15 protein-coding genes and 1 tRNA gene are annotated in these 16,410 nt (G+C 57.1%); 7 read left to right on the top strand and 9 right to left on the bottom strand.

Annotated features, from left to right (window positions below; all coding sequences use genetic code 11):
• Positions 1–4: 4 nt before the first annotated feature.
• Together EGY12_RS22410 and EGY12_RS22415 are read right to left on the bottom strand one after the other, a co-directional pair.
• Entirely contained in the window at positions 5–919 is a 915-nt protein-coding gene (locus EGY12_RS22410) for a branched-chain amino acid ABC transporter permease (protein WP_004928592.1), read from the bottom strand.
• Between the two features lie 125 nt (positions 920–1,044).
• On the bottom strand, positions 1,045–2,163 hold the full coding sequence (locus EGY12_RS22415; protein WP_123895422.1) for a branched-chain amino acid ABC transporter substrate-binding protein: 1,119 nt from the start codon (positions 2,161–2,163) through the stop codon (positions 1,045–1,047).
• 581 nt (positions 2,164–2,744) lie between these two features.
• Here EGY12_RS22415 and EGY12_RS22420 point away from each other — a divergent pair.
• Positions 2,745–2,820, top strand: a tRNA-Asn gene (locus tag EGY12_RS22420).
• A gap of 74 nt (positions 2,821–2,894) precedes the next feature.
• Here the strand turns inward: EGY12_RS22420 and EGY12_RS22425 are convergent.
• The 3 genes from EGY12_RS22425 to EGY12_RS22435 all read right to left on the bottom strand — a co-directional run bounded on the left by EGY12_RS22425 (position 2,895) and on the right by EGY12_RS22435 (position 5,184).
• Positions 2,895–4,103: an aldose 1-epimerase family protein gene (locus tag EGY12_RS22425; protein ID WP_123895423.1), complete on the bottom strand. Its 1,209-nt coding sequence runs from the start codon at positions 4,101–4,103 to the stop codon at positions 2,895–2,897.
• 420 nt (positions 4,104–4,523) lie between these two features.
• On the bottom strand, positions 4,524–4,826 hold the full coding sequence (locus tag EGY12_RS22430) for an XRE family transcriptional regulator (protein WP_123895424.1): 303 nt from the start codon (positions 4,824–4,826) through the stop codon (positions 4,524–4,526).
• Positions 4,827–4,830: 4 nt separating this feature from the next.
• Complete coding sequence (locus EGY12_RS22435) at positions 4,831–5,184, bottom strand: type II toxin-antitoxin system RelE/ParE family toxin (protein ID WP_123895425.1); 354 nt, start codon at positions 5,182–5,184, stop codon at positions 4,831–4,833.
• A 438-nt stretch (positions 5,185–5,622) separates the two neighbouring features.
• Between EGY12_RS22435 and EGY12_RS22440 the strand changes: the two genes are divergently transcribed.
• Both EGY12_RS22440 and EGY12_RS22445 read left to right on the top strand, forming a co-directional pair.
• Complete coding sequence (locus EGY12_RS22440; protein ID WP_123895426.1) at positions 5,623–6,918, top strand: MFS transporter; 1,296 nt, start codon at positions 5,623–5,625, stop codon at positions 6,916–6,918.
• Between the two features lie 27 nt (positions 6,919–6,945).
• Complete coding sequence (locus EGY12_RS22445; RefSeq protein WP_123895427.1) at positions 6,946–7,752, top strand: substrate-binding domain-containing protein; 807 nt, start codon at positions 6,946–6,948, stop codon at positions 7,750–7,752.
• On the opposite strand, the gene EGY12_RS22450 is transcribed toward EGY12_RS22445, so the two are convergent.
• The 3 genes from EGY12_RS22450 to EGY12_RS22460 all read right to left on the bottom strand — a co-directional run bounded on the left by EGY12_RS22450 (position 7,727) and on the right by EGY12_RS22460 (position 10,437).
• On the bottom strand, positions 7,727–8,626 hold the full coding sequence (locus EGY12_RS22450) for a LysR family transcriptional regulator (RefSeq protein WP_123895428.1): 900 nt from the start codon (positions 8,624–8,626) through the stop codon (positions 7,727–7,729). The genes EGY12_RS22445 and EGY12_RS22450 overlap by 26 nt on opposite strands.
• A 102-nt stretch (positions 8,627–8,728) precedes the next feature.
• On the bottom strand, positions 8,729–9,115 hold the full coding sequence (locus EGY12_RS22455; RefSeq protein ID WP_253722901.1) for a diacylglycerol kinase: 387 nt from the start codon (positions 9,113–9,115) through the stop codon (positions 8,729–8,731).
• Positions 9,116–9,312: 197 nt separating this feature from the next.
• Positions 9,313–10,437: an N-acetyltransferase gene (locus tag EGY12_RS22460; RefSeq protein WP_123895429.1), complete on the bottom strand. Its 1,125-nt coding sequence runs from the start codon at positions 10,435–10,437 to the stop codon at positions 9,313–9,315.
• Positions 10,438–11,176: 739 nt separating this feature from the next.
• On the opposite strand from EGY12_RS22460, the gene EGY12_RS22465 reads away from it, so the two are divergent.
• From EGY12_RS22465 to EGY12_RS22480, 4 genes are read left to right on the top strand one after another with little or no spacing between them, the layout of a single operon-like run.
• Entirely contained in the window at positions 11,177–12,916 is a 1,740-nt protein-coding gene (locus EGY12_RS22465) for a fatty acyl-AMP ligase (RefSeq protein WP_172962948.1), read from the top strand.
• A complete protein-coding gene (locus EGY12_RS22470) occupies positions 12,913–13,827 on the top strand; it encodes an NAD(P)-dependent oxidoreductase (protein WP_123895430.1) in 915 nt (304 codons plus the stop codon). The genes EGY12_RS22465 and EGY12_RS22470 overlap by 4 nt, the downstream gene beginning before the upstream one ends.
• A gap of 31 nt (positions 13,828–13,858) precedes the next feature.
• Positions 13,859–14,119 carry an acyl carrier protein gene (locus EGY12_RS22475; RefSeq protein ID WP_019453571.1) on the top strand — a complete coding sequence of 87 codons (261 nt, stop codon included), beginning with the start codon at positions 13,859–13,861 and terminating at the stop codon, positions 14,117–14,119.
• Positions 14,106–15,278: an aminotransferase class I/II-fold pyridoxal phosphate-dependent enzyme gene (locus EGY12_RS22480; RefSeq protein WP_102984385.1), complete on the top strand. Its 1,173-nt coding sequence runs from the start codon at positions 14,106–14,108 to the stop codon at positions 15,276–15,278. Before EGY12_RS22475 ends, EGY12_RS22480 begins: the two co-directional genes overlap by 14 nt.
• Before the next feature lie 69 nt (positions 15,279–15,347).
• Here the strand turns inward: EGY12_RS22480 and EGY12_RS22485 are convergent, their stop codons facing one another.
• A complete protein-coding gene (locus EGY12_RS22485; RefSeq protein ID WP_123895664.1) occupies positions 15,348–16,079 on the bottom strand; it encodes a thymidylate kinase in 732 nt (243 codons plus the stop codon).
• Positions 16,080–16,410 lie beyond the last annotated feature (331 nt).

Consider the following 16,410-nt stretch of genomic DNA (forward strand, 5'->3'; position numbering starts at 1 on the left):
CTCCTTAAACCTTGGCGATCAGCGGCCGGCCGAGCAGGCCCTGCGGACGGAAGATCAGGATCGCCACCAGCAACCCGAAGGAGAACACGTCCTTGTAATCCGAGTTCACCATGCCGGCGAACTGCGCCTCCGCCACCCCGAGCAGCAGCCCGCCCAGCATGGCACCCGGCAGCGAGCCGATGCCGCCCAGCACCGCGGCGGTGAAGGCTTTGATGCCGATGATAAAGCCGACGTAAAAATCGAAGGTGCCGTAGTTCATGGTGATCAGCACCCCGGCCAGCCCGGCCATGGCGGCGCCGATCACGAACACCAGCGAGATCACCCGATCGGTATTGATGCCGAGAATCGAAGCCATTTTGCGATCCTGCTGGGTGGCGCGGCAGATGCGCCCCAGCCGGGTGCGCTGAATGATATAGGTGAGGATCGCCATACCGAGCAGCGACGCCACCAGAATGAACACCTTGGTATAGGTGATCTGCACCACGCCGCCGTCGAACTCCAGGCGGAACACGCCGCTCAGCAGCGTCGGGATGCCCTGCTGGCGCGGCCCCTGGCTGATCTGCGCATAGTTTTGCAAGATTAACGACATGCCGATGGCGGAGATCAGTGGCGCCAGGCGGGTGGAGTTGCGCAGCGGCTTGTAGGCGATGCGCTCGATCACCCAGCCGTACACCCCGGTAATGACGATGGTGAACACCAGCGTGCCGAGGATCAGCAGCGGGAACGAGTGCAGCCCGAAGAACGACAGCAGCGCCAAACCGATGGCGCACAGGTAGGCGGAGATCATGTACACCTCGCCGTGGGCGAAGTTGATCATGCCGATAATGCCGTAAACCATGGTGTAGCCGATGGCGATCAAGCCATACACCGCGCCAAGGGTCAGGCCGTTGATCAGCTGTTGCAGAAAGAATACATCCATAATGAGCAGTCTCGCCTGGTAAGGCCGCCAACGCAGTCCGACGCGGCCCAAAGGTCATCGCGGAACGGGCTCGCCAAGGCGACGAGCCCGTCGGTCATAGGATCACAATTTCAAGGTTCGGCCGTTTACAGCTGGTGATATTTGCCCTTGTCATCCCACTGATAGACAACGTAGTCCGAGACCTTCAGGTCGCCCTTCTGGTCCCAGGCTTTCTTGCCCATCACAGTGTCCACGTCGTGCGATTTCAACCATTCGGCGGCCTTGGCGCTGTCTTTGCCGCCGGTGGCGTTGAAGGCGGCGGCGATCGCCTGGATCGAGGCGTAGGAGTAGAGGGTGTACCCTTCCGGCTCAAAGCCGCTGGCGCGGAACTTGGCGATCACCGCCTTGCCTTCCGGGATCAGACGCGGATCGTTGCCGAAGGTCATCAGCACGCCGTTGGTGTACTGCGGTCCGCCGGCGGCGGTCACCAGCTCTTCGGTCACCACGCAGTCGCCGGAGAAGAACTTGGCGGTCACGCCCTGCTCACGCATCTGGCGCACCAGCGGCCCGGCTTCCGGATGGCAGCCGCCGAAGTAGACCACGTCCGGCTTGACCGAGGCTATCTTGGTCACCAGCGCGTTGAAGTCTTTCTCGCCGCGCGACAGCCCCTCATACAGCACCTCTTTGACCCCGCGCTTGTTCATCGCCGCCTTGGCGGCGTCCGCCAACCCCTGGCCGTAGGTGTCTTTATCGTGGATCACCGCGATGCGCTTGGCCTTCAGCGTGTCCAGCATGTAGTTGGTGGCGATCACGCCCTGCTGATCGTCGCGCCCGCACATGCGGAACATGGTCTTCATGCCGCGTTCGGTGATCTGCGGGTTAGTGGAGCCGGGGGTGATGGCGATGATGCCGGCCTCGTCATACACCTCGGAGGCGGGCATGGTGGAAGAGGAGCAGAAGTGGCCGACCACCGCCGAAACCTTGTCCTGATCCACCAGCCGGTTGGCGACCGCAACCGCCTGTTTCGGTTCGCAGGCGTCATCCCCCTGCACCAGCTTGATTTTTTCCCCTTTGATGCCGCCGGCGGCGTTGATGTCCGCCGTCGCCTGCGAAGCACCGCGCCAGTACTGATCGCCATAGGTGGCGTTCGGCCCGGAGAACGGCCCGGCGACGCCGATGACGATATCGGCCTGTGCGGAAAACGCCGTACCTAAACAACCGATGAGCAAAGCAGCGAGCGGACTTTTTATCAATTTCGATGACATTGTTATCTTCCTCAGCACTGTTTTCATACCCTGGATAATTGGCGTTGCTCCAGGCGGCAAGAGCATGAGCCCCGAGTGCTGACTCAAGGTCAGTGACCGGGGTAAATGCTCGCAGCCAACACCGAGGCAGCGTCAAGTATGACGGGTATAGCGGAACGCCCGGGGGCGCGGAACTTTCACTTTATGTGTAGACGGGGAAAATAATTTTCTTGAGAGCGCAGTCGCATTCCCCAAAAATGGGTAAGCAAAAATCCAGCCATTGTGACGACGAATACATATTCTTTGCTTATTCATCCTACATATTAGTTACGGCGCGGCGCTTGGCGGGGATAACGGGGGTCTGGATCGTACGATTAACGTGAGAGGGGGTATGAGAGGCAGAGCGGCTCTGCACCATCGCTGTGCAAAGGCTTGTGCAAACAGCGTCAAAACGATTTGGGATGCAAAAATCAGCGCATAGCGATGAAAAATGCCGAAAAACAGCGCAAGGTGCTCATTCCCTCAGCAAACGCACTTTTTTTGCAGTTTAGCGCTTTGACAAACCCCAGGCGCCCCGCTATTATTCGCCCCGTTCACACGATTCCTCTGTAGTTCAGTCGGTAGAACGGCGGACTGTTAATCCGTATGTCACTGGTTCGAGTCCAGTCAGAGGAGCCATATTTAGAGAAGCCCGCTTAAGGAAACTTAAGCGGGCTTTTTGCTTTTAACGCCAAACGCATCGACAGGAAGCGTTACTCCTTGGCTATCGGCGCGGCATTCTCATCGATTTTTACCTCACCCTGAATATCAGCAATCTTCTTCTCCAGATCCGCCACCTGCGCCTTGCTGTGCAGCAAGGTATAGGTCAAATCAAACTGCGCACTGGCGCCAGGCTGCAGCTGCTTAACGCGTTTTTGTTCACGCTCGACAGTGACCGGGTAGGCATAGCTGGTGCCAGGCTCAATCCCCGTCACATACCCCTGCTTTAACGTATCCGTATTCTTCCAGAGCGTCAGAACGGGCAATTGACGGGTGTCGAACTGTATCGCCACCCCTTTGTCGCCCGCGTTATTGACCAGCGCCGCCAGAGTCTGATGATTCGGATCCGATAATGGCTTAATGTTAAAGACCATTTCATCGAACCCTTTGGTTGGACCGGCATAGGTTCCCCAGGTCTTCAGTCCGGCTTTGGCATAGTCGTTAAACGGGCTGATGCTGGCCATCGGCGCCAGGAAGCGAGCGCCATTTTCCAGGATCGGCGCGCCGAAATTGCTGTGATAGATAATCTGGTAGTCATGCGGGTAATCCGCCCGATTGGTTAACACATCATGCAGGCTGAAACTGTTGCTGCCGGGCACGTAGCGTAATTCAGTCAGGGTTTGCAGATCGGCTTTTTTGAATGTGCTCTCTTTGATCAGGCCGCGAACACGAATTTCATACGGCGCGGTATCCGCTACCTCAACCTCAACCAACGAGGCCGGCGTATTGCCCGCTTTGCCGTGCAGCGTGTAAATTTGCCCTCCTGCGGTCACCGGATGACCGGTCCACTCATAGCCGCAACGCACCATCATCTCATTGAAACCTTCCAGCCAGCCTAGCCCATTGCGGCTTTCCAGGTTGATAAAGGCAGGGTTAACCACCTCCTTGACAGGGGAATCCCATCCCATTTTCGCGCCAAATCCTTCTGCCCGCAGGAGGTTCATGCCACGGGTGGGACTCAGCGTGATGGTCAGGCCATCCTCGCTGCGGATAATGACGACTTTGCTGCCTTCCTGCTTGCCACCGTGCAACACTTTCTGCTCAATGCTGAACGTTTTATCCTTAACCTTCAGCGCCTCGCTCGTTATCTGCCAGTTTCCTTTCTCCACGCCCTCTTCAGCGCTGGTCAGCACCCAACTCTGCGCCGCTGCCTGCCCTGAAACCAGAGCCGAAAACACCGCCATAACCCATGTCTTTTTCATTTCCCTTCCCCTTTAGCTGAATCGATTTTTTATTCACAAGAAAAATCTACTGTTAAGCAGGTTAAAGAAATGTGATGAACTTCACCGGGTGAATATTTGGATAAATAGTGCGGTAAAAATACGGATATCATCGCAATTTTAATGAAATGCATTTAGTTTTTGCACATTAAATGAGCGATACATCAACATAAGTCGTATCGTTTCAGCTTAAAAGCAAGAGGGAGGATCCTGGTAAGCAGGACATCGTGCAGGTGCTTCTGGTGGGTTGTTTAACGCTATCTGGCCCAAACGGAAACGCCCATACAGCTTGATCTGCTTTCACCACCGCCTCCCCATGTCAGAGGAGCCACATTGAGAAAAGCCCGCTCAGGGAAGCCTGAGCGGGCTTTTTGCTTTCTGCCGTTAACCGAACGACGGCGTTTACAGCACAACTTCGTAGTGAGAGCCGTCCGGCAGTTCAACATCCAGGCGCAGTTTGCCACCCGCAGCCTCAACATAGCGTTTTAGCGAAGACAGCTTCAGATCGCGGCCCGGTTTTTCCATCACGGCAACGGTCGGCTGCCGGATCCCCAGCACCTGCGCCATTTCAACCTGCGTTTTCTGCACTTTTTCGCGCAGCTCGGCAAGGTGAATGTTCAGCATGATGTCCGCCGCCAGCGCCTGCGCGTTGGCCACGACCTCGGGCTTTTCATCGGCAATAAGCTGTTCCAACGTTCTGCCCATCGCGTCACTCCTTCTCGTTTAATGTGTTCAGCCAGTTCGTGAATTCCCGATCGGCAGCCTGGATCATCCGATCGTAAAAACGTTTTTCATTACCGGCTTTATTGCCCGCACAAAGCACAATGCCGATACGGTACGGATCGAAGGCGAAGAATGCCCGCAACGGTTCGCCTCGGCACTGAATGCGCAGCTCTTTCATATTGCTGTAACGTGAACCTTTAACCGTATCGGCATAGGGCCTGGGCAGCCCCGGCCTCTTTTCCCGCAGGACCATCAATGCGGCAAGCACGCCGGCCCGATCGGCATCGGTGAGTGAGCTAAACCAGTTATCAAACGCATCCGTTGTCTTAATTTCCCACACGGGACCTCCCTGCAAATATAGAACAGCAACTATATAGATGTAAAGCTATAGCAGAGAGGCATCAGAATGGCATGTAGAGGCATGCGTGGTTACTGCAAGGCTGAACGTACATCCACGCATTTTGCAAACGCAATGCGAGGCATTCACCTTTTTACGAGCGGTATCGAACAATCGGTCAGAGGCAGAGGCATTCCTTCGCCGCCCCTTTATGAACCCTGTCACAAAACGCGCATAACGTTTTCGGCGTTCTACGCAGCGGGCGATGAGCAATAAATTTGTTAACACCACGTTACGCAAGGTTGAGCAAAGTTGTTAACGCAGATTGATGCGCCAAACGCATCGCGCCATGCGTTTATTGCGCTTATTTAGTTTATTTTCCTGAGCGAGTCTTCAACAACAGGCGCGGCGTCAGGCGCCAATAGCAAACTGGAGATAAAGATGCATTCCTCTTCCTCACCCATGACCATCCGGGCCAGAACCGGCGCGATACTGCGCGTCACCTCCGGCAACTTTCTGGAACAGTTCGACTTCTTTCTGTTCGGCTTTTACGCCACCTATATCGCACACACCTTTTTCCCGGCCAGCAGCGAGTTCGCCTCGCTGATGATGACCTTCGCGGTATTCGGCGCAGGTTTTCTGATGCGCCCCATCGGCGCCATCGTGCTGGGCGCTTACATCGATAAAGTCGGCCGCCGCAAAGGGCTGATCGTGACCCTGTCGATCATGGCCGCAGGCACCTTCCTGATCGTGCTGATCCCCTCTTATCAAAGCATCGGGCTTTGGGCGCCGCTGCTGGTGCTGTGCGGGCGCCTGCTGCAAGGCTTCTCGGCGGGCGCGGAGCTGGGCGGCGTGTCCGTCTATCTGGCCGAGATCGCCACGCCGGGCCGTAAGGGCTTCTACACCAGCTGGCAGTCCGGCAGCCAGCAGGTGGCGATCATGGTGGCGGCGGCCATGGGTTTCGCACTCAATGCGACGCTGGAAGAAAGCGCCATTCGCGAGTGGGGATGGCGCCTCCCTTTCCTGTTCGGCTGCCTGATCGTTCCCTTCATCTTCCTCCTGCGCCGCAAGCTGGAAGAGACACAGGAATTTAGCGCCCGCCGTCACCACCTGGCGATGCGCGACGTGTTTAAAACCCTGCTGAAAAACTGGCCGGTGGTGATCGCCGGCATGCTGATGGTCGCCATGACCACCACCGCGTTTTACCTGATCACCGTTTATGCACCGACCTTCGGCAAAAAGGTGTTGCTGCTCAGCGCCTCCGACAGCCTGCTGGTCACCTTGCTGGTCGCGATTTCCAACTTCATCTGGCTGCCCATCGGCGGCGCGCTGTCGGACCGCTTCGGCCGCAAGCCGGTGCTGGTCGCCATGACGCTGCTGACGTTGGCCACCGCCTACCCGGCACTCAGCCTGCTCGCCGCCGCACCGAGCTTCAGCAGGATGCTGGCCGTGCTGCTGTGGCTGTCCTTCATTTACGGCCTCTATAACGGCGCGATGATCCCAGCCTTAACGGAGATCATGCCAACGGAGGTGCGGGTGGCCGGATTCTCGCTGGCCTACAGCCTGGCGACGGCGGTGTTCGGCGGCTTTACGCCGGTGATCTCCACCGCGTTGATCGAATACACCGGTGACAAGGCTTCACCGGGCTACTGGATGAGCTTCGCCGCGCTGTGCGCCCTGCTGGCGACGCTGTATCTGTATCGTCGCATCGCCATGCCGCTGCAAACCGCACGCTAAGCCACCATCGCAATAAGGAATGATGTCATGCAAAAACTCACTCGTTCGATCCTCGCCGCGCTGGTGTGCGCCACTTTCAGTACGGCGGCGCTGGCCAAAGACGTGACAGTGATGATCTCCGGCGGCTTCAAAGCCGCGCTGGAGAAGCTGGCCCCGGAATATGAAGCCCAAAGCGGCGACAAAATCATTCTGGTGTCTGGCCCTTCCATGGGTAAAACGCCGCAGGCAATCCCCGCGCGGCTGGCGCGCGGAGAGAAAGCCGATGTGGTAATCATGGTGGGCGACGCGCTGGCCCAACTGGACAAAGGCGGCTGGACTCAGCCGGGTTCGCGCGTGGAGCTGGCCGATTCGCCGATCGGCATGGTGGTCAAACAGGGCGCGCCCAAACCGGCGATAAAAACGGATGCCGATCTGCGCAATGTTTTGCTGCAAGCCGACTCTTTCGCCTATTCCGACAGCGCCAGCGGCCGCTATGTCAGCGGCCAACTGTTCCAAAAACTGGGCATCGAGGAACAGGTGAAAGGAAAAGCACATAGGGTTGAGCGCATTCCGGTGGCCTCTGAAGTGGCGCAAGGGAAATACGCGCTGGGCTTCCAGCAGGTCAGCAAATTACTGCCCGTGGCGGGCGTCACCTTTATCGGCGAACTGCCGGAAAACGTGCAGTACATCACCCGCTTCGCAGGCGCGGTGACCGCCAAGGCGGAGCACCGCCGCGAGGGCAAAGCGCTGCTGGACTTCCTCGCCTCCTCTCAGGCGCAGCCGACCATTCGCGCGACCGGCATGCGGACCGTGCCGGCGCAGCAGCCGGTCAGGCAGAGTGATACTGTTCAGTAATCAGCTTTTCCAGCTCGGCGGCGACGAAAGACTGCATGCGGCCGCCACGTCTGATAAGGCCTACGGTACGTTTCACCACCGGCTCGACCAACGGCACCGACGTCAACACCGAATGCTCTGAGGCGGGCATCGACATGGCGGGCACGGCGGCAATGCCGACGCCCGCCTCAACCATGCCGAGCATGGTCGTCACATGGCGAGTTTCACACACGCTAGGGCGTTCCGGCGCGATGTGTTCCAGGCGCTGGTCGAGCAGATTGCGATTGCCGGAGGTTTTATCCAGCGACACGTAATCCTGCTGATAAAATTGCCGCCAGGTGAGGCTTTTTTTAGCGGCGAGCGGATGGTCGCGCCGGCAGGCGGCTACGTAGACGTCCCCCACCAACGGCACAAACTCAAGATTAGGCTGCAGCCGCCCGGCGAAGCAGATGCCGAAATCGGCCTGACCGCCAGTGACCGCCTCAATGACATTGCCTGCGCTGCCGTCGATCAGCTTAACGCGCACGCGCGGATAGCGAAGCCGGAAACGCCGTATCACGTCGGGCATGAAATAGTAGGCCGCCGACGGCACCGTGGCGACGGTGACCAGCCCCACCCGTTCCTGGCTGACCTTATCGATATCGGCCATCACCGCTTCGACGTTCATCAGCAACTGCTCCGAACGCTCGGCGAAGGCCTGCCCGTACAGCGTCAAGGTCACGCGCCGGGTGGTGCGATCGAAAAGTTTGATGCCCAGCGCATTTTCCAGCTTCTCAATTCTGCGGCTCAATGCCGACTGCGACAGGCAGATGGACTCTGCGGCCAGCCGAAAATTGCCGTACTCCACGAGCGCGCGAAACGCATAGAGATCGTTGAGATCAAAATTCACGGGCATAACGGCAATCTATCCTTATCTGGGCGCCAAAGGAGTAAGGCAACGATAATAGCCGCTTATTTAGCCGCAGCAACCGGTTTAACGCCGGAGTGCGCATCGCCGTTATCCTCCCAGCAGCAGCGTTGCCCAAACAACGATGGTCAGCACCACCGCCACCAGCTGCGCTGCGCCACCCAGATCTTTGGCACGTTTGGATAACGGATGTAATTCCAGCGAAATGCGATCGACCACGGTTTCAATCGCCGTATTAAGCAGTTCCACGACCAATAGCAGGAAGCTGCAGGCGATTAATAACAGCCGTTCCATTTTTGTAATATCTAAAGTAAATGTAACAACCAGTAAAATGGCGTTAATAACCAATAATTGGCGAAACGCATCTTCGGTAAGCACGGCGTCAATAACACCCGCCCATGAGTTCCTTATGCTGTATGTTAATCGATTTATTCCCTTTTTCTTTGTTCCAGGCATGCCATCTGCTCTCATCAACATCACGACAACTCCCGAAAATAAATCACGCGCCGTGAATTTATCTCGGGTTTATTAATTAAAGACCTTAACCGTTCGCCCTCAGGAGACAATTCATTCACTCACGCGGTGCCCGCGCAGCATTGAAACGATCAGCACGAAAAATGCCCTGACGCGGTTATTATCCTGAGGACGTTAAAAGACGATACATTATCAGCCGGTTAAAGCGTTTTCTCGTACAAACGGTAGCGCTTATAAGGAACCGCCCCGATGCGTTCTAAAATCGTCCGCATGCCGGTATTGGTTTCCAGGATCCACGACATTTCCAGCGCGTCGATATTGCGCTTGGCAAACGGCTCGCGCAGCGCCTCAATCAGCAACAGCGCAATAATGGGCCCGATGCGGCTGAATTGATATTCCTGGCGCACGCCCATCAACGGCACGCGCGCGGTGCGCACGCCGCTGACTTTCAGCCGCCACAATAGCTTCGCCCAGCCGAAGGGCAATAATCGCCCCTGCAGATCGGCAATCGCTTCGTTAATGTTCGGCAAGCCGACGATAAAGGCGCAGGGGGCGCCATCCACCTCGGCGATATGGATCATATCGTCGGGCACCAGGAACTTCAGCTGATCCCCCATGGTGGCGAACTCGTGCTCGGTGAACGGGACAAACCCCCAGTTATGCTGCCACCCAGAGTTGAACACCTCTCGCAGCACCTGCATCTCCTCGCGAAAGCGCTTACGGTTGAGGCGGCGAACGGTCACCTTCTTGCGTACCTGATCCATCATCCGGGTTAACGAAGGCGAGAAATGCAGGTCGGTTCTTTTCATCCAATAGGCAAGCAAATCAATGCCTTCGGTGTAACCCTGCTGCACTATCTGGGGCGCGTAGTAAGGCTTGGCGTGCGTCATCAGGGCCGACGGCGGGGTGTCGAATCCCTCGACCAACAGGCCGCTTTCCTGATTGATATTGAGGCTGAACGGCCCGGTGATTTTGCGCGCGCCTTTCGACCTCAGCCACTCCTCTGCGGCCGTGAACAACGCGCTGAATACGGCGGGATCGTCAATAGCGTCAATCATGCCGAAGTGGCCGGTATCCTCGCCATGCAGCTCACGGTGCAGAGAATCAATTTGCGCAGTGATGCGCCCAACGACCTTTCCCTGCTTTTTGGCCACCCACGCCTGCCATTCGATATGGTCGGTGCCCGGATTCTTCTTTGACAGGTGCTCTTCGCGCTCTAAATACAGCGGCTCAATCCAGTTCGGATCATCGCGAAACAGTGACGAAGGGAAAGCAATAAATTCTTTAAGCTCGCGTTTATCCAGAACTTTCTCAATGCGGATCATAAATAGCCTTACGTTTTAATAAAATAATTAAATAAGCGCGCGACAACGCCTTTAGCATTTTTTATGCTGTTCTCTTTAATTGGATTGTGTACTGCCTCCGGTTCAACGATAAGAAAAACCGAATATTACCCCCGATGAATCAGCGCGCTCATTGCCCGATATTCATCCGAAGGCCTCCGTGATTGTTCAAAAAAAGGGAAACAAAAAGCGGCGCTGACATGCTACGCTAATGGTGCTCTTTTATTATTTCGTGCTGTTTGGGCAAAAGAAACCTGCCGCCTTTAGTGTACCGACTTTAATCAGGAGGGGGATCGCCATTTTTACCACTTAATGCTCTTTTTAAGATTCAGGTTAAATCAAGCATTCACTTTTGGATTTCTTGCGGCATACTGTTTAGGAAGTGTTTAAGTTCCAAGATAGCCATACATGAGGTCATAGCCTATGAGCCGACAGTTATTTCCTGCTCAACACATGCAGACGAAAGAACGGCAAAGCCAGGGTATTACCCGTGGTTCTCGCATATCGCCAGGGCGCCGTCCAAGGCTGATAACTCAGGCCAGTCACGCCCTGCCCGGTTAATAATCGGCGTACCACTCAAGCACGGCAATATACGCTGTTCGCGGAATGAAGATGGTTGAATAACAAACTTATTCAAAACCTATTCATAGTAAAATATCAATTACCTCGCCAAGAGTGATTTATTTCTTTTGGTGATTTTTAATCTATGGCTAGTTTGTCTATGTCTGAAACAAGTTCCGTTCATTCTCTTCCCATGCGTTATGCAGACTTCCCCACTTTAGTGGACGCTTTGGATTATGCGGCGCTGGGCAATACGGGAATGAATTTTTATGACCGTCGCAATCAACTTGTGACCGTGCTCGAATACCGCACGCTGCAGCAAAAAGCGATCGCGGGCGCGCGGCGTTTATTGTCCCTGAAACTCAAGAAAGGCGATCGCGTGGCGCTTATCGCCGAAACCAGCGCGGGATTCGTCGAAGCCTTTTTCGCCTGCCAATATGCCGGCCTGGTGGCGGTGCCATTGGCGATCCCGATGGGCGTGGGCCAACGCGACTCTTACACCACCAAGCTGAAAGGGCTGATCGCCAGCTGTAACCCCGCGGCGATCATCAGTAGCGAAGAGTGGACGCCGCTGATTGCCTCGGCCACGGAAAAGGCACCGTCGTTGCACATCCTCAGCGATGCGGACTTTAACGCGTTGCCAGAGCCGGAGATCACGCTGCCGGCGCCTTCGCCCGACGATATCGCCTATCTCCAATACACCTCGGGCAGTACCCGCTTTCCGCGCGGCGTGATCATCACCCAGCGGGCGGCCATGGCGAACCTGAACGCGATCAGCCACGACGGGATCAAGCTGCGCGCGGGTGACCGCTGCGTCTCCTGGCTGCCCTTCTATCACGATATGGGCCTGGTCGGTTTCCTGCTGACCCCGGTGGCGACCCAACTGTCCGTCGACTATCTGCGCACGCAAGATTTCGCCATGCGCCCGATGCAGTGGCTGAAACTGATCGCCAAGAACCGCGGCACGGTCTCCGTCGCCCCGCCGTTCGGCTACGACCTGTGTCTGCGCCGCAGCAACGCCAGAGAGCTGGCCGATCTGGATCTCTCCAGCTGGCGGGTCGCGGGCGTGGGCGCCGAGCCTATTCCGGCCGAGTTGCTCAGCCAGTTTGGCGAACACTTCAGCAGCATCAACTTCGACAGCAAAGCCTTCATGCCCTGCTACGGCCTGGCCGAGAACACCCTGGCGGTGAGCTTTTCCGATCCTTGCTCCGGCCCGCAAACCAACGCGGTCGACCGCGATATTTTAGAGTACGAAGGTAAAGCGGTCGCGCCCGGCAAGAAGACCCGCGCCATCTCGACCTTCGTCAACTGCGGCAGAGCGCTGCCCGGCCACCGCATCGAGATCCGCAGCGAAACCGGGCAACCGCTGCCGGAACGCCAGGTCGGCCATATCACGATTTCCGGCCCCAGCCTGATGAACGGCTATTTCTGCGACGATGAATCCCAGCAGCAGATCCAGGTAACCGGCTGGATGGACACCGGCGATCTCGGCTACCTGTTGGACGGCTATCTGTACGTCACCGGCCGCAAGAAGGATTTGATCATCATTCGCGGCCGCAACATCTGGCCGCAGGATATCGAGTACGTCGCGGAATCCGAACCGGAAATCCGTTCCGGCGATGCGATTGCCTTCGTGACCGAAGAGCACGACGAAGCGGCCAGGATTATTTTGCAAATCCAGTGCCGAGTCAGCTCGGAAGAACGTCGGGAGCAAATCGTGCATTCGCTGAGCGCGCGCATTCAAAGCGAGTTCGGCATCGCGGTGGACATCGAGCTGCTGCCGCCGCACAGCATTCCCCGCACGTCGTCGGGCAAACCCGCCCGCGCCGAGGCCAAAAAACGCTGGCTGAGTGCTTCGCTCTATCCGCAAATGCCGCAGCTGGCCGGTTTCGCGCAATGAGCGGCACCGTCGCAGTGACGGGCGCGACCGGCTTTATCGGCCGGCATATCGTCCAGGAACTGCTGGCGCAAGGATTTAGCGTGCGCGCCCTGACTCGGCGCGCCGAAAAAGCCGCGGCCGACAACCTGCAGTGGATCCCCGGCGCACTGGAAGATCGGTCATCGCTCACCGAACTGGTGCGCGGCGCGGAGTGCGTCGTGCACTGTGCGGGCCAGGTACGCGGGCATGCGGAAGCGGTGTTCACCCGCTGCAACGTGACCGGCAGCCTGAACCTGATGCAGGCGGCCAGACAGAATGGCCGCTGCAATCGTTTCTTGTTCATGTCGTCGCTGGCGGCCCGCCACCCGGCGCTGTCCTGGTACGCCCATTCAAAACAGGCCGCCGAGCAACAATTAATCGCCGCCACGGGCGACATCGCGCTAGGGATTTTCCGCCCGACGGCGGTTTACGGGCCGGGCGATAAAGAGCTGAAACCGCTGTTCAACGGCCTGCTGCGCGGCGTGTTGCCCCGGCTGGGCGCGCCTGAGGCCAGACTCTCTTTCCTGCACGTAAGCGATTTGGCGAAGGCGGTCAGCCAATGGCTACTGGCGCACCCCGCGCAGCCGAATATTTACGAACTGTGCGACGGCGTGGCCGAAGGCTACAACTGGCTGCGCCTGCGGGACATCGGCGCCGCCGTGCGGCGCGGCCCGGTGCGCCTGGTGGGCATTCCGCTGCCGCTGCTGAAAGCCATGGCGGATATCAGCGTGTTGTGGAACCGCCTGGTAAAACAAGAGCCGATGCTGACGCGCAGCAAAATACGCGAGTTAACCCATCACGACTGGTCCGCCAACAATCATGCGCTGTCGCAACAGATTAATTGGTTTCCACAGGTGAGTTTGGAACGCGCGCTGCGTGAAGGGCTGTTTTAATTATTCCAAGTAGAGGTGTGTCAACATTCTTATGCTAAATCGCGATGCTGTAATGGATTATATCCTGACGTGTTTGCAAGGTATCGTCGAAGGCGGAGTAGAAATAAAACCTGATAGCGATCTCGTCAATGATCTTGGCCTGGAATCCATCAGAGTATTGGATCTGCTGATGATGCTGGAAGATGAATTAGATATCTCCATTCCTATCAATATATTGCTTGATGTCAGAACGCCTGAGCAACTGCTTGACGCGCTGCGCCCTTATCTGGAGAAAAGCCATGGGACTGTATGATAAGTTTGCGCGGCTCGCCAATGACCGCGAACAATTTCAAACGTCCGGTCTGAATCCGTTCGGCACCTGTATCGACGAAGTGTATTCCGCCACCCAAGGCCGCATCGGCGATCAAAAGATTGTCCTCGCCGGCACCAATAACTACCTTGGCCTGACGTTTGATGCGCAGGCGATCGCCGCCGGCCAAACGGCCCTGGCCGCTCTCGGCACCGGCACCACCGGCTCACGCATGGCGAACGGCAGCTACGGTTCGCACCTAACGCTGGAACGGGAGCTGGCGGAATTCTTCGATCGCCCCAGCGCCATCGTGTTCTCCACCGGTTATACCGCCAACCTGGGCGTCATCAGCACCTTGGCGGGGCCGGGGTCCGTGGTCTTGATCGACGCGGACAGCCACGCGAGCATTTACGACGCCTGCGCCTTGGGCGGCGCGGAGATTATTCGCTTCCGCCACAACGACGCCGCCGATCTGGAGCGCCGTATGGTGCGCTTGGGCGAGCGCGCGCGCGAGGCGATCATTATCGTGGAAGGTATCTACAGCATGCTGGGTGACGTCGCCCCGCTGGTGGAAATCGTCGACATCAAGCGGCGCCTCGGCGGATATCTGCTGGTCGACGAAGCACACTCCTTCGGCGTGATGGGCGAACATGGCCGCGGTCTGGCCGAAGCGCTGGGCGTTGAGCAAGACGTGGATATCATTCTGGGCACCTTCAGCAAAAGCCTGGCCTCAATCGGCGGCTTCGCCGTCGGTGGCAAGGGGATGGACGTGCTGCGCTACAGCAGCCGGCCGTATATCTTTACCGCTTCGCCGTCGCCATCCAGCATCGCGTCGGTACGCACGGCGCTGCAAAAAATCGCGCGCCATCCCGAGCTGCGGGAAAAATTGTGGAGCAACGCGCACCGCCTGTACCACGGCCTCGCCGAGCTGGGATATACCCTGGGGCCACGCATCAGCCCGGTAGTGCCGGTAATGATCGGTTCGAAGGAAGAAGGGCTGCGTTTCTGGCGCGAACTGATCGCCCATGGCGTGTATGTGAATCTGGTGCTGCCACCGGCCGCGCCGGCTGGCGTTACCCTGCTGCGCTGCAGCGTCAATGCCGCGCACAGCGATGAAGAGATCGACACTATCGTGCGCGCCTTTGCTGCGCTGAAAAAATAGCGCCTTCCCTACCGGCTGCGGCGGCGGTGCCGAAAACGCCATCGCCGCTCTGCCGACCCCATGCGCACCTTAGTGCGCAGCGGTTGATGCCTCACTAACTGAATAACGATATCCCTGAGCCACCATAAATTCCTCGATGGCTTTTTCCGCCGCCGAAAGCACTTCTTCGATCGGCCGATCGGCATCAAGATCCACGATGTCGGCGCCTTCAAACGTCAATAACGGCGTGACGGCGATCTTCTTTTCCAGCGACGCTTTGCGGTGATCGGGTTTGCGCGCGCAGGCCACGTCCAGACTGACATTCAGCTTGAGAACCAGATCCGGTTTTTGCTCCGCCATCCATTGGAATGCCGCCCGTTCCCGCGCCGCCAGCCAACGGACAAAACGGCTCCCTTCAACGTCGACGGGAAATACCGTGCCGTCATAAGCGCCGGGGATTTGGGCCTGCGGAAAACGGTCAGTCAACACAATGAAGCCTTGCCGACGAAACGCCAGCATGCGACGAAACCGCAGCAGCCGCCGCCCCACAAAAGCGATGATTACCGCCGACGGCAACAGGCCAATCCGGGATTTTTTCGTTTTGACTTTTTTGGTGTTGCTCTCGATAGCCTTGCCTACCGATCGCCCGAGCAGCGGCAATTTCGCCGCCGCGCGCCCGACATTGCCCGCCTGTTTACCCAGATGCACCTGTACCGCCGGGCCATAATGTTTCACATATTTGATCAGATGTTCACAAACGGTGGACTTACCCGATCCGTCGCTGCCAATAACCGCAATCAACGGCGGAAATTTTGCACTCATAATAAGACTCTCTTTCAATACACCAGAAACGGCGTGCCATGTTTGAAGCGAAATCACGCTTAACGTTGCCGCAGCAGCCGCGCAAAATAAATTGCCTCAAGCAGCGCCAAAAAGCACAAAACATTAAGCGAAAATTGAAAACCTCTGCTCTTTTTCCGCCGCGAGCCATGCCGGAAATTAACATAAAAAGCGAAAATGACCCACGCACGAACAATTAGCACGAAATAACAAGAATGAACGCCATGAATATCAATTCAAATAACGAACAAAAACACCAATCCCATTATTTTATCGTAGCAAAGCACAATAAATATCTTGAACCCAAGGCGTA

It is taken from the genome of Serratia sp. FDAARGOS_506 (genome assembly GCF_003812745.1).
Classification (GTDB): Bacteria; Pseudomonadota; Gammaproteobacteria; order Enterobacterales; family Enterobacteriaceae; genus Serratia.